The sequence below is a fragment of the Vitiosangium sp. GDMCC 1.1324 genome (assembly GCF_003044305.1).
In the GTDB taxonomy this organism is placed as follows: domain Bacteria; phylum Myxococcota; class Myxococcia; order Myxococcales; family Myxococcaceae; genus Archangium.
In genome coordinates, this window is record NZ_PZOX01000005.1 from 230,437 (window position 1) to 243,368 (window position 12,932).

At 69.3% G+C, this 12,932-nt stretch carries 11 protein-coding genes and 2 pseudogenes; 4 read left to right on the top strand and 9 right to left on the bottom strand.

Annotated features, from left to right (window positions below):
* Positions 1-5: 5 nt before the first annotated feature.
* A pseudogene (locus DAT35_RS16975) lies at positions 6-393 on the top strand (transposase); the annotation flags it as partial.
* A gap of 660 nt (positions 394-1,053) precedes the next feature.
* On the opposite strand, the gene DAT35_RS16980 reads toward DAT35_RS16975, so the two are convergent.
* Positions 1,054-1,371: a hypothetical protein gene (locus DAT35_RS16980; protein WP_146209754.1), complete on the bottom strand. Its 318-nt coding sequence runs from the start codon at positions 1,369-1,371 to the stop codon at positions 1,054-1,056.
* A gap of 281 nt (positions 1,372-1,652) precedes the next feature.
* Here DAT35_RS16980 and DAT35_RS16985 point away from each other — a divergent pair.
* The 3 genes and pseudogenes from DAT35_RS16985 to DAT35_RS16995 all read left to right on the top strand — a co-directional run bounded on the left by DAT35_RS16985 (position 1,653) and on the right by DAT35_RS16995 (position 4,985).
* Positions 1,653-2,980: pseudogene (locus DAT35_RS16985) on the top strand (hypothetical protein).
* A complete protein-coding gene (locus tag DAT35_RS16990; protein ID WP_108068085.1) occupies positions 2,970-4,511 on the top strand; it encodes a DUF2380 domain-containing protein in 1,542 nt (513 codons plus the stop codon). Before DAT35_RS16985 ends, DAT35_RS16990 begins: the two are co-directional and overlap by 11 nt.
* A gap of 3 nt (positions 4,512-4,514) precedes the next feature.
* Positions 4,515-4,985: an NUDIX hydrolase gene (locus tag DAT35_RS16995; RefSeq protein ID WP_108068086.1), complete on the top strand. Its 471-nt coding sequence runs from the start codon at positions 4,515-4,517 to the stop codon at positions 4,983-4,985.
* Positions 4,986-5,065: 80 nt separating this feature from the next.
* Here the strand turns inward: DAT35_RS16995 and DAT35_RS17000 are convergent, their stop codons facing one another.
* The 8 genes from DAT35_RS17000 to DAT35_RS17035 form a co-directional block, all read right to left on the bottom strand.
* Positions 5,066-6,007 (bottom strand): DUF2381 family protein, encoded by a 942-nt coding sequence (locus DAT35_RS17000; protein ID WP_108068087.1) that lies wholly within the window; start codon positions 6,005-6,007, stop codon positions 5,066-5,068.
* 111 nt (positions 6,008-6,118) lie between these two features.
* Positions 6,119-8,344, bottom strand: a complete 2,226-nt coding sequence (locus tag DAT35_RS17005; protein WP_108068088.1) for a serine/threonine-protein kinase — start codon at positions 8,342-8,344, stop codon at positions 6,119-6,121.
* A 159-nt stretch (positions 8,345-8,503) separates the two neighbouring features.
* Positions 8,504-8,878 (bottom strand): helix-turn-helix domain-containing protein, encoded by a 375-nt coding sequence (locus DAT35_RS17010; RefSeq protein WP_108068089.1) that lies wholly within the window; start codon positions 8,876-8,878, stop codon positions 8,504-8,506.
* 71 nt (positions 8,879-8,949) lie between these two features.
* Positions 8,950-9,354: a helix-turn-helix domain-containing protein gene (locus tag DAT35_RS17015; RefSeq protein WP_108068090.1), complete on the bottom strand. Its 405-nt coding sequence runs from the start codon at positions 9,352-9,354 to the stop codon at positions 8,950-8,952.
* A gap of 12 nt (positions 9,355-9,366) precedes the next feature.
* Positions 9,367-9,780 carry a helix-turn-helix domain-containing protein gene (locus DAT35_RS17020; protein ID WP_108068091.1) on the bottom strand — a complete coding sequence of 138 codons (414 nt, stop codon included), beginning with the start codon at positions 9,778-9,780 and terminating at the stop codon, positions 9,367-9,369.
* An 8-nt stretch (positions 9,781-9,788) separates the two neighbouring features.
* The gene (locus DAT35_RS17025; protein ID WP_108068092.1) at positions 9,789-10,967 is read right to left on the bottom strand and encodes a protein kinase; all 1,179 of its coding nucleotides are present in this window, start codon (positions 10,965-10,967) and stop codon (positions 9,789-9,791) included.
* Between the two features lie 50 nt (positions 10,968-11,017).
* The gene (locus DAT35_RS17030) at positions 11,018-12,196 is read right to left on the bottom strand and encodes a protein kinase (protein ID WP_158501744.1); all 1,179 of its coding nucleotides are present in this window, start codon (positions 12,194-12,196) and stop codon (positions 11,018-11,020) included.
* Positions 12,197-12,225: 29 nt separating this feature from the next.
* A complete protein-coding gene (locus tag DAT35_RS17035; RefSeq protein WP_146209755.1) occupies positions 12,226-12,828 on the bottom strand; it encodes a hypothetical protein in 603 nt (200 codons plus the stop codon).
* Between the last annotated feature and the right edge of the window lie 104 nt (positions 12,829-12,932).

The window sequence follows — 12,932 nt, forward strand, 5'->3', positions numbered from 1 at the left end:
TGTTCATGGAGCGAAGGAAGAGGCGGAGTTTCACCCTGGAGTTCAGGGCCGATGCGGTCCGGCTGGTGCGTGAGGGCGGCAAGAGCTTGCCTCAGGTGGCAAAGGACCTGGACCTGACCGAGTCGGCCCTGCGCAACTGGGTACGCGAGACCGACGGCGACAAGGGCAAGGAGCCGGCAGGCGCGCTCTCCACGGCCGAGCGGGAGGAGTTGGTCAGGCTGCGCAAGGAAGTGCGCCATCTGGAGATGGAGCGTGACTTCTTAAAAAAGCGGCGGCCTTCTTCGCGAAGGAGACCTCGAAGTGAAATTCGAGTTCATCGAGGCGGAGAAGGCTCATTTTCCCGTGGATTTCATGTGCCAGCAGTTGGGCGTCTCGCGCTCGGGCTACTATGCTTCACCAGAATCGGTGCTCGACATGCCCGGAATGCCTGCTCGGCTTCCCCGGAACGGCTGCTCACCTTCCTCCGGAATCGCTGCTCGGCTTGGCCCGGAATCGGTGCTCGGCATGCCCCGGAACACGCACGCCTGAGCCGGGCCGTCGGAGCGGCACTCCCTGCCGTGCGGGCCCCGCCCTCCTGGGCTTGCGCACTACCTCACCCGTCATGGCTTGACCCGAACCTGCTGGGTGATGGGCCACTCCACGCCCCTACGGTTCCTCCCATCATCCAGTCGGTCCGATTTCGGGCCGATCTCTCCCATCTACGCTGCGCGGTAACACCCATGCACGGCAGATAGGCGGAGTGCCAGAGTGCTTGGCGCCGTGCAGCAACCGTCCGAAGTGCCGACGCCTCGGAACGGCGCGGTTGCTCGGGCAGAGGGCCCTGAGGATGCATAGGCCGCGAAGTGGGCAAGGCGGGCAGACCCCGGGGGCTGTAGCTGCGTCCGCCGTGTGCCGTGCCGGTCAGCTGACGCGGTGCGAACGGGGGGCCTCGGACTGCTTCGAGGTGGCGCATGCAGTGGCGCCCCCTCCTGCGGCTGTTGTTGCTGCGTCGTGCGGCTGCGGATACGCGGCGGCCGTGGAGCCCTTGTCCGAGCGCACTTCCTGACGTGGCGGCTACACCACGACTCGCCGATGGGCGCGCGAAACGTCCTCCTCCCCGTTTTCCGCGAAGCGTCGCGCCAGCTCGGCCGCACCTTTCGCGCCGCGCTTCGACACGTACTCCAGCTCGGCGGGTAGCAGGGCCTTGATGGCGGCGAGCCGCACATCGCCAAATGGCGTGGGGAACTGCCTCGGCCGGGTGCGCGACTCCACGCCAAGCAGCACGCCCACCCGGCCCTCCGGGATAACGAGGGACTCCGGAATGCCGTTCCCCTCCACCTCCAGCGCGAGGACGCCCGCCTTCGCTCCCTCGCGCACATGCTCGTGGACCACCACCTCCCTGGAGACCCGCTTCAGCAGCAGGTAGGGCCAGCTTCGCCCGATGACGTCAAGGGGGAAGCTCCGTCCCCTGCGTCTCCAAAGCGAGCTCCAGGCCAGAGCCCACCGAGGGCTCCAGACGGGCAAAGAGGGGGTCCGAGGGCAACACATGACCAGGTGGCGTGTGTGGTTGGACTCACCAGCCCTAGGAATCAGGTTGGGTGTGCCCCGCTATCGCAGCTATCCGGATTTGTCGGAGGTGCCCGGTAGAGTGGGAGCACCTAACGGAGGCGCCGATGACTCCCACGCTGCTGGTGTTGCTGCTGCTCACCCAAGCGGAAGCGCCTGACAACCCTCCGGCAGGGGCCCTGGAGCCTCCGGAGTCGGCTTCGCTGGCTGAAACGTGGCGCTACCTCGCGCGCGTGGATGCCTCGGGACTGGCGCTGCTGTCGCGGGCTGGAGTGGGCACCGAGGAGGGCTTCGTCCAGGTGGAGCCCACGCTGATTCTCGACGGGGGCGAGGAACTGGGCGTCAACCTGGGTGCTCCCGTGCGACTGCGCCTGGGGCGCGGCGGTGAGGGCGCGGGCCTCGTTCGCCGCGAGGACTGGGACAGCCTCTCGGATTGGGGGCAGCTCGTGCGCGGCCTCAAGCTGGGCTCGGACAGCGCGCCCGTGGCGCTATGGGTGGGCGGACTCGAGTCCTACAGCCTCCTCTCGGGGCACCTCATCCGCCGCTACTCCAACCGCACCAACCCGGACTACCACCCGGCGGGCGCATTCCTCACCGGCACGCTGGGCCCGGTGTACTCCGAGGCCTTCGCCTCCGACGTGCTGGGCGCGCGCCTCATGGGCGCGGAGGTGGCGCTCGACGTGCAGCACCTCCTCTTCGGCCAGCCCAAGGAGCGCGGACGCTACACGCTCGCGGTGTCGGCCGTGCATGACTGGGGCAGGGCCGAGGGGCGGACTTCCCCGGTGACGCTGGCACACGTGAACGGGACGGCAGTGGTGGTGGTGCGCCCGGGCTTCGAGGCGCACGTGCTCGCCGGCTGGGGGGACGGCCGGGCGTGGGTGGCGCGTGGGGCACAGTGGTGGGAGCGGGCGCGGATGCAGTGACGCCCACGCTGGACATGACGCTGCGGCTGGAAGTGCGCAGGCAGCACGGCGGCTTCCGCCAGGGCTATGTCGGCCCGGACTACGAGCTGGCGCGCTTCCGGGCCGCGGGCCCCGAGGGCGTGCCGCTGGCCGAGGCGCGCTTCCCGGACGGCTTCTCCGCCTACGGCGAGGCGGTAGTGGGCTGGGATGCCGTGCGCTACGGCGGGCTGTGGAAGCAGTTGCAGCTTTCGCTCGCCGCCGAGACCTTCACCTGGGGCCGCTTCGACGTGGACGGGCGCGTGGCGGTGCAGCTCTTCGACCGCAACCTCGAGGTGGCGGTAAAAGGGCTGGCGGTGGGCCTGGGGCAACCCGGGGCACGCTACCTGGGCGACGCCGAGGTGCGCTGGCGCCTCTTCGGCGGGCGCCTATATGCGCTGGGCACGGGCGGCACGCTGCTGTTTCCGGAAGGGATGGGCACGCTGCGGCCGGGGGCCTTCGCCTCCGTGGGCCTGGGGGTGGACAATGCGCGCTGACTCGCACCGCGCCTCGTGGGCAGGCCTGCTGCTCGCCCTGGCGCTGCTGTCCACCGGCTGTGCCTCGCTGACGCAACCTTCCGTCGAGAGGACGAGCTTGCGCTACGCACCGCGCGAGGCCGCAGGGCCCACCTCAGTCCAGGAGCAAGACGGCGATTCGCCACGCACCTCCGGCTCCATACTGCCCTCCCCTTCCGTGTCCACTGCACCCGAGCGGCTGCACCGGCGCCGGGCCCCTCGCGTGGAAGTGACGGCGGTGGGCCCGGACAGCGCGGAGAGGAAGGCGAGGCAGGAGGCCCTCGCGGCCCAACTGGCGTTTCGAGGGGCCCTGCGCGAGGTGTCCGGCTCCACCCACCGCGCCTCCGCCGAGCTCGCCCGGCTCAAGGCCAGTGGGAGAGGACTCTCGGGCATGCATGCCGAGCTCTTCGTGCGCTTCATCGACTTCGGCACCGAGCAGGGGCGGTGGATGGACGCCCAGCTCGCCGCCGCCACCCGCCTGGCCGACGCCGCCTCGGAGGTGGACGACCCGGACATGCAGATCGCCCTGCTGAGCATGGCGGGCCCCCGGCTGGAGGCCGCCATGCTCGGCTCGCTCCTGCTCGCCGCCTGGCTCGACTGCCTGCACCTCGTGGATGCCCTGCTCGACCAGTCCCTCCACAGCGTGGAGAGGATGCGCCGCGACCTGATGGACTGGCAGGGAATGCTCGAGCCCTCCCTGCGGGCGCTCTCCTCTCTGGAGCCGGACCAGGTGGAGGCCGCGGCGCAAGACGCCCCCGCCCTGGTGGGCCACCTCTCGGACGCGCTCGCCGCCACAGTTACCAATGTGCGCAAGGGGGTGGAGCTCACCGGGAAGGTGCTGGTGCTCAGAGACATCCTCCTGTCGCTTCCCCTGGCGCTGGAAGCGCCCCTGCTGGCGTCCGAGGCACCGTCAGCCCCGGCGCTGCTCGGCGCGGGCCTGACGGTGGGTGGCGGCGGAGTGACGATGGGCACGCGCCTTGTCGTCTCCGCCGAATGGGTGGAGATGATGCGGCAGTTGGTACGCGCGGGTGTCCTCTCGCTGCCCGCCGTCGGTGCCGCCGTTCGGATTCACGCGGGCGGGGTGATGCTGGCGCAGGCGCATGACGAGTTGCCGCAAGGCGTACGCGAGGCGCTCGGGGACGGGCCCGAGGTGCGGGCCATGCGCGTGACGGGCAAGACGGGGGCAGGCATGGCCGAGCCGCCGCGGCACCACGTCATGCCCGAGGAGTTCCGCGAGTGGTTCGAGAAGCGCGGCTTGACAGGCGAGATGGATATCAACGGGTTCTGCGTCGAGCTGGAGCTGGCACACCACCAAGCCATTCACGGTGGTGGAAACTGGAAGCTGGGGCGCAAATGGAGCGGTGAATGGAACCGGATGATTATGAAGGTGCTACTCGACGCCGAGAGCAAGGCCGGTCGGATGTTGACGCGCAACACGATCCTGGAGATCGTCGCGAGTTATATGACGTTGTACGACATCCCGATGAACTTCGTCCGCTGTCGTGGGAGATGAGCAATGACCGACGGACGTTCCTGGGAGGGTAACTGGAAGGTGCGCCTGTACGAGCGGGTCCGCGAGCGGGGCTACGATTCACTCACCGCCTTCGCCGAGGCGCGCCCGACCGCTTCGCTGGTGGCGCTGGCCGAGGAGCTTGGTCCGGACGACATCGCGGGAGTGCAGGTGTTCAGTGGACTGCTGGCCGAAGCGGAGCGGAAGAATCAGGTCACGCGGCTAGTGCGCGGTCAGCTCGTTCGCGAGCTGGCCGAAGCACTCCCCAACGGCTGGCCGCCCGTGCTGGACGACGCAAACCGCCTAAAGGTTGCCGTCGCACTCGCCCGTTGGGGAACCTTCACCCCAGAAACTCATGAGCAGCGCGTCGACAAAGCCGGCGATTCACTCCTCGCCAAGCCACCGCCCGCCGGTTGGCGCCCGCTCGGCCCCGACGACGAGTTGCTGCTAACGCTTCTGCCCGACAAAGAAGCCTGAACCTCCCCTGCTCCTCCATGAGTGAGTACGTGGGATGAGACAGGGGCTCGGGCGAGCCCAGCGGACACGGCAGGCGACCACTACTGAGGAAACGTCACGTTGCCGAGGGTGACGGAGCGCTGGCGCTCCGCGTCCCACAAGACGAGGGTGTAGGAGCCCCGCGCCTCCTTCTCCGTAGCTATTAGCTCCACCACGACGCGTCCCAGCTCGCCCTTCACTCCTGGCGCGGCCGGGAGGATGGGCTCGATCGGCCAGAGCGGGAGCGGCTTCAATATTTCGCCTTTAGGCCCGCGAAGCACCGCGCCCGCCGCCGTCCAGGGCACCGTGCCCGGATTCAGGAGGGACACCTCCACCGCCACCCGCTCCTTGGCGCGGTAGCTGGTGACGGAGCGCTTGACGAGAGCATTACCTTCCTTCGCCGTGACGTCCCACGTCAGTTCCTTGAGGGAAATACCCCGCCTGCCGTCCACGAGACCGGAGGCGATGGCACCGCGCAAGCCGTCCGGCACGGCGCGCTCGGCGCGGAGTTGCTTCACCTCCGCCCGGCATTGCTGGACATTGGCCTCGGCATCCTCCGCCACCTGCTGGAAGTAGGCTGCCGGGCGCACCTGACGCAGCACCTTCACCTCCTGCATGCCGAGCCCGGGGTGCACGATGAGCTCGAAGCTGGTGCATGCCGGTGCGGCTTCGTCGGCGAAGCACACCTCCACGTTGGTCCGTTTCCCAGCGACGAGATTGTCGCGAGGAACCAGCGTGAAGGTCTGCTGCCCCGATGACCAATCCTCGAACCACCCCCGGTCCTCAAGCTTTAGGGACTGCTGCTTGAGCTGCGAGTCGAAACGGAAGGTGATGGGCAGGCCCGGGCCGATACACACCACGGGCGGATTCCTGCCATGGGTGGCGGAAAGCTCGATGCGCGGGCTCGCCGCCTCGCACTCGTCGGTGGACGTAGCTGCGGACACGTCAGCGGGGGTGGACGCGAGAGCCAGCGCCAAGAGGCCGGCAGGGAAAGCGGGGAGCACGGACGGTCAACCTCCAGGGAGGCGCGGGGAGTCGCCCCGGGAGGAGGGGCCTCTACCACACCTCCGTGCCCGAAATGCCCGGGGCGCGGCCTGCAAAGCCCACGCACGTCTCTACTCGAAGCGCTCCACTGCCTCGACCCACGCCGTGGACCCAACCACGGCGGAGTCGGGCCCGCCGTCGCGCATGATTGCGGTGCCCCGTTGCCCTCGGTACTGGAGCTCCAGACAGACGGGGTAGGTCTGTCCGCCCTTCGATTGGGTCTGCTTGGCCTGGGTGAAGCGCCCATAGACGCGGCTCTCCCCGAAGATGAGGCGCCCGGAGAGCACGGTGCCCGGCCTCAGCTTCCCCAGATGTTCCTCCAGCTCGAACGTGGTGAACTCCTGTACGGTGACGGGCTTGGCATCTCCGACGACGGGGAAGGTGCCACCAGCCGTGTCGCCAATATCAATGTCCAGTTCCTTCATGGAGGCCAGGGCCTCGGGAGAGCACGCCTCGACCTTGGGGGTGGAGCGCACCTGGGGTCCGCCGGTGCAGGCAACAAGTACCCAACCGCAGCTCGCGGCGAGGCACTGCCACTTCTTGCAGCGCCCGCCTCGGGGCTGAGGCGCGGGCGCGGGCATCTCCTGGGGCGGCAAACGGGGCTCTTGCTTGCGAAGAGGCATGGCGGTTGCGAGCGCGGGGGTGGAGGCAAGGGACAAAGCCGCGCCCGGCCCAGCTTCAGACGACTCCGGGGAATTCGCCACTTCGCGAACGGCACCGGCCCGTGTGGTAGGGCCAGAGCCGGGGGACTCGGCAGGGAGCGGAGCGTGCTGCACAGCCTGCACGGGAGGAGCTGCGTCAGGCGCCGGGCGGCTGCGCACCACCCACGCGCTCGCGCTCGCCACGGCCAGCGCCCCCAGGGCCACGAAGAAGAGCGCGGCGTGCCGGAGGGAGTCCACCGCCATGGCGCGCAGCGGAAACATGCCGACGACGGAGGGAATGAAGCGGGAGAGCGTGCGCTGGAAGGGGCTGCGCACCACACGCGCGGGCGGGGGTGGCTCGCGCGGTAACGGTGGCGCTGCTCGCACCGAAACCGCGGCGGGCTGCACAGCGGCAGGGGCCGGTAGCGGCGGAGACAGCAAGGCGGACTCGGGCACCGGAGGCGGCAAGGACTCCCAGGCACGCTCCAGGGCCACTTCCGCCAGCACCGCGACGAGAGCCTCGGCGGGCGAAGCGGCGGCCTCCGCTTTCGCAGGGGCAGGCGGCTGGGCCAGCTTCACGGGCGCGGGGGCGGGGACGGCCGGGGTGCCGCCGCTCTCCTGCGCTTGGCGGCGCTTGCGAGCGTCCCCACGTCCGCGCCGGGGACGGGCCGCTTTCCACGCGAGGCCCGCCTCCTCACCCGCTGGCGGGCCCATGCCCGGAACCTTCACTGTGGGCGTGGCGTCGGGCGCGTCCGGGTCCATGAGCGGCACGTCCCAGGCCGCATCCCCGTCGGCAGCCGAGAGGGCCGCTTCGAGGGCGCCACACAGCTCCTCATAGTTGGCGAAGCGCGCCTCCCGGCGCTTCTCCAGCATGCGCATGCACAGTGCGCTGAGTACCGGGGGCACGCGCGAGCTGTATGCGTGTGGAGAGGGGGGCCGCTGCGCGAGAATGCGGTCCTCGAGGCCCCCTTCGGTGCGGTTGCCGAAGGGCAGCACGTCGGTGAGCAGCCAGTAGAAAGTGACGCCCAGGGCCCACAGCTCGTCCCCCACGTCGGGCCGGTAACCCACTTTTTTCTTCGAGGGGTCCCGCTCGAAGAGAATGTGCTCGGGCGAGCGGTACTCGTCGGTGCCGGGCGGCTCGCGCTCGCCGGTAATGGTGGGCTCGCCTGCGAGCCACCCAATCCCGAAATCCACGAGGACGGGCCGCCCGTCCTCGTCGCGAATGAGAATGTTCTCCCGCTTCAAGTCCCGGTGCAGCACGCCCTGCGCGAGAATGTTGGCGAGGGCGCGCGCCACCTCGAGGAGGACGCGTACCACCTGGCGCGCGGTGGGGTTCTCGTCGAGGGCCCACTCGTCCAACGTCCTGCCCACCACCAGGTCCATGACGAAGCACAGGTAGCCATGGTCTGGGTCGGGCCACCTGTCGCACGCGCGGAAGCGGACGACGTTGGGGTGCACCACGTGCCGCAGAATGTTGATTTCGCGCTGTCCCCAGGACTCGAGCTCGCGAGCGCGGATGACCTTGAGGGCGTAGTAGCGGCCGGCGCGCTCCACCTTGTAGACGAAGCCGAAGCCCCCGTCGCCGAGCTTCTCCATCACACGGTAGCCGCCCACCATGTCTCCGGGCTCGGGGGGCTTGAAGGGCGGGGCTTTCATGGGAGCGGCGACTCCTCCTGACTCGAAACGCTAGCACGGCGGTAGCGTCGCGCCGCCGTGGGCTTGGGGCCGAAGCCGGGGGCGGCGCACACCGAAACCCCTCCGGAAAGGGTGCAGCTCGGCCCCCGGCTCCGGCTCCAACTTGTTGAGGCCCCTGCCCTACTCCTCGGCAGGGCTCTCCAGCACCTTGGCTACGCGAATCAGCCGCTTCACCTCCCCGGGGCTCCACCCGCGAAGCATGCGCACGAACTGCCGCAGCTCGGGTGAGAGGCTCCCCTCGGGGGTGGGCTGCGCCAGCGTAGCGGCCACGTCCGTGCGGCTGAGCTCGAGCAGCACGTCGGCGGAGATTCCGAGCGTGAGGGCCAGCTTCCGCAGCGTGGGTACGGACGGCATCATGCCTCCGCGCTCAATGCGTCCGTAGACTTCGGGGGCGAGGCACGTCTGCTTCGCCACCTGGGCCTGGGTCAGCCCCAGCCGCTCGCGGACCGTGCGGCAGACTTCACCGAGAGACTTCTGAAGGTGTTCGAGTTCCATGGGTTGTCTCCACAGGGTTCCGGCCCGCCCGAGCGTTCCGGGGGTATTCGTCCTTTGCTGCTCGGCGCGGCTCACCTGGCGCGCGGCGCCCGCTTCCGGGCCTTCGCCGCGCGGGACTTCGCCACCATGGAGCGCGCCAGGGTGGCGAGCGCGGCGTGCTGCACCGGCGTCAACGTGCGAATTGTCCGGAGGAAGCGCCGCACCTCTGGGGTGTCATCCACTGCTTCGCTCGTCGGTACGAGCCAGGGTGGCGGCTGCTTCAACTGGAAGCCCAGCAGGGTGTTCGCATCCAGCTCCAGCGCGTCGCACAGCCGCAGCAGCGTGGGCACGCTGGGCAGCATTCGCGCCCGCTCGATGCGGCCGTAGACGGCAGCCGCGAGGTGAGTGCGTTCGGCCATCTGCGCCTGGGTGAGGCCCAGGCGCTGGCGGGTGTCCTTGGCTACCTTGGCGAGGTGGTGTTGCAGGGCCGTGGGCATGAGCGCGCTCCCTCAACGTGCGGCCTGTTTGGGTGGGCGTGGGCCGGGCGCACTCCCCATGAAGCGGGCCACATTGGTGAGCGCGTCCACCTGCTTCGCCCCCAGCCGGCGCACGGAGCGCAGCAAGCGGCGAAGCGCGGGCCGCTCCTCGGAAGGAGGCGCGGCCTGGGCGAGCCACGGCGGCGGGGTGTCGGTGACGAGTCCCAACAACGAGTTGGCGTCCACGCCGAGAGCGCGGCACAACCGCAGGAGGGAAGGCACGCTCGGGAGCATGTGGCCACGCTCCAGGCGGGCGTACACCTCCGTGGCCAGCTCGGCGCGCTCGGCGACTTCCGCCTGCGTCAGCCCAGCACGAGCGCGTGCCTCACGGGCCGCGGCCCCCACGTGGCGTGCGAGCGAAAAGTCCCTCTTGTTGACGGAGCCCACGGTGCACCTCAGTGAGCGTCTCCGGGCTCGCGGCCCGTCAGGTCCGGGGGCAGCGGAAACACGCCTTCTTCCACGTCCGGGTGGGCTTGCAGCTTCCGCAAGTCCGAGGCCTCCTTGAGGATGTCGCTCAGTTCCGCCTCGGCCTCCCTTGCACCATAGGGCCGCCCCGGACGAGCGTGCAGGAAGTCCCGCAGGTCGTAACGCATGTCGTCCGCCGACGGGTAGCGGTCCGAGGGGTTCTGCTGCAACGCCCGGGCGACAATCTTCTGCAGAGGAGCGGGCAGGTCCTTCGCCGCGTGCTCCACCTCTTCCGGGCCAAAGTGCAGCACGCGGTTGGCCAGCGCCTCCAAGGGCAGCAGTGTGGAGCGCTCGGCGCGCACCTCGGGAGGCAATCGCTCGTCGAGGTCCTCCCACAGTTTGTCGGGCGGGTCCAACGGGTAGCGCGCGAGCAGCATCTCGAGCAACACCAGGCCCAGCGAGAAGATGTCGGCCCTGCCGTCCAGCTTGCGGGGCGTGAGGGGGTCTCGCTGGCGGGCCTCCGGCTTGAGGAAGCCGCGGAGGACTTCCGGAGCGATGTAGGCCGGGTCTCCCCGCAGCAGCCCACGGCGCGTGGGAATGCGGCCGAGCAGCTCCGAGTAGGCCGCGCCGAAGTTGGTGAGCTTGACGCGGCCATTCTCCCCCAGGCGGATGCGCATGGGGCCCACGGCGCGGTGGACGAGCTTGAGGGGGTTGCCGTCCTCGTCCTCGCAGCGGTGCGCGTAGTCGAGCGCGTCGGCCACCTCGCCGGCCACGTACGCGGCGAAGTCGGGGCTCAGCCTGCGCCCCACCAACCAGGCAGCGTCCATGAGGGTGAGGAGGAAACAGCCGCGCAGGTGCTCCATGACGATGTAGGGCACCTCGTCGTGCACCACGTAGCCGTACACGGTGGCGATGTTGGGGTGGCGCAGGGTCTTGGAGAGCGTCACCTCCTCCAGCGCCCGGTGCCGGGCCTCGCGCCCGTGCTCCATGACAATGGGCTTGAGGACGATGAGCTTCACTGGGCCGCCTCCAAGCGGCTCTCGCGTGGCGAGCAGGAGGGTGTCGTAGTCGGGGTGCGCGACGAGGCGGCGCACCACCTCGTAGCGAAAGTCGCCCACGGTGAAGGACGTGAGGGGCATGGGCCCGCCGGGTTTCTTCGGTTCGGACATGGAAGGCTCGTGGGAGTGAGGGAAGTGAAAAGGAGGTTGCGGCGGCGGAGTCAGTGGACGTTTCCCAACCCCGTCTCCGGCAACGGCGAGGGCTTGCCTGCCTCAACGCCAACAGGGCCCGGCAGCCGTCCAAGGTCGGCCGCATCCATGAGGATTTCAGCGGCTTCCTCGGCGGCCTCCTTCTCGCCGTAGGGCGTCTGAAGCGAGTGCAGGTAGTCGTACAAGTCAGTGTGCATGTCGCTCGAGGTGAGGTAGCGCTCGTCCGGGTTGTCTCGGAGGGCCCGCGCGATGATTCGCCGGAGAGCCTCGGGCAGCTCGTCCGCCGCACGCCGCACCTCCGCAGGCCCGAAGTGCAGTACGCGATTGGCGAGCGTCTCCAGCCTCACGAGCGCCGCCTCGTCGCTGAGGACGCTGGAAGGGAAGCGCGCCTTGAGGTCGAGCCACAGCGGCTCGCGCTGGTTGCGCGGGTAACGCGCCAGCAACATCTCCAGCATCACCAAGCCTAGGGAGAAGACATCGGCCCTCTGGTCGAGCCCCGGGGGAGAGAGTGGATCTTCGTGGCCCTTCTCTGGCTGGAGAAAGCCGCGAAGGATTTCAGGAGCGGTGTAGGCCGCATCGCCTCGGACGGGTGCCCCTGGGGAGGGAGGATGCTCGAGCAACTCCGTGTACATGACGCCCAGGTGAGTGAGCTGAACGCGGCCGGTGACGCCCACGCGAATGCGCCGGGGACCAATGGCGCGGTGGACGAGGTGGAGGGGTTTCTCATCGTCCTTCTTGCCGTGGAGGTAGAGGAGTGCGTCCGCCAGCTCCGTGGCCGCGTACGCCACGAAGGAGGGGGACAGTCTGCGCCCCACCGCCACGGCCGCATCCAGCAGGGTGAGGAGGCAGCAGCCGCGCAGGTGCTCCAGGAGGATGTAGGGCCGCGTGTCGTCGAAGACGCAGCCCCAGACGCCAGCGAGGTTGGGATGGCGTGTAAGGCCCGCGCGCCGCACCTCCTCGATGCATCGGTCCACCGTCGCGGAGGGATACTCGTGCGGGAGGAAGGGCCTGAGCTCCACCAACCTGGGCTGGCCCTCCATCTCCGGGTAGCCGTTGAGGACGAGCTGGCGGGAGGCGAGCAGCCCCGACTCATAGTCGGGGTGGGTGCCCACGTCGCCGTGGACTTCGTAGCGGTAGCGGCCCCATTGGAAGCCGAAGCGTGGCGCGGGGCGCGGAGAGGAGACAGTCACGGTGGGAGTCCCGGGAGTGGAGGGAGTGCCTAATGAGTGACTACGAGGGCCGGGACGGCCACGGGCCGCCATGTGTCCGTCTCGTCCTTCATGTAGAAGGTGCCCACCTCGAAAGTGCCCGCTCGGTAAGCCCCGTCCTGCACTCCCACGGGGCCCACGCACTGCTGCTCCTTGCCGGTGAGCGCCCAGGCCAAGTAGCCATCAGGCCGCAGCACCACGAGGGGTTGGAACTCCTGGACGCGCCGGCCCAGCTCGGCCCGGGGAACGGCCTCAGTCTTGAGCGTCACGTCGAGCAGCAACACGTCCGCCACAAGCCACGGGGCATATTCTGAGGCCTTGGGCGGAAAGAGGTGGAAGTGTAGCCGGAGCTGCTTGGCCTCCTGGGGAGACAAGTCCCGGCCCCTGGGCAGTAGCTCCGTGGGGAGCCCGGCCTTGAGCAGCAGGACGGCGAACTCGTCCAGGTCCGCGAGCGCATCCCGGGTGGTGGCATACGCCGCGGGCGGCGCGTTGCTGGCGCAGGCCAGTGGGCACAGGAGCACGAAGGAGAGCGCGGCCAACAGGCCCGGCAGGAGACGGGCGGGACGCGCGCAGACACGAGCCCCCTCCCGACGCGAAAGAATTTCGCTCGGCACGATGGCACCTCCGAAAACACATGATGTGAATTGAACTGACGACCAAACAGGTAGCACAGCCAAAATAGGAAGGGAAGCCCCGCCCAACCGCTTACGTCAGACAC

Excerpts from the sequence above, each read along its gene's own strand:
- DAT35_RS16990 (WP_108068085.1), top strand. The coding sequence starts at position 2,970 with ATGCGCGCTGACTCGCACCGCGCCTCGTGGGCAGGCCTGCTGCTCGCC.
- DAT35_RS16995 (WP_108068086.1), top strand. The coding sequence starts at position 4,515 with ATGACCGACGGACGTTCCTGGGAGGGTAACTGGAAGGTGCGCCTGTAC.
- DAT35_RS17005 (WP_108068088.1), bottom strand. The coding sequence starts at position 8,344 with ATGAAAGCCCCGCCCTTCAAGCCCCCCGAGCCCGGAGACATGGTGGGC.
- DAT35_RS17010 (WP_108068089.1), bottom strand. The coding sequence starts at position 8,878 with ATGGAACTCGAACACCTTCAGAAGTCTCTCGGTGAAGTCTGCCGCACG.
- DAT35_RS17015 (WP_108068090.1), bottom strand. The coding sequence starts at position 9,354 with ATGCCCACGGCCCTGCAACACCACCTCGCCAAGGTAGCCAAGGACACC.
- DAT35_RS17025 (WP_108068092.1), bottom strand. The coding sequence starts at position 10,967 with ATGTCCGAACCGAAGAAACCCGGCGGGCCCATGCCCCTCACGTCCTTC.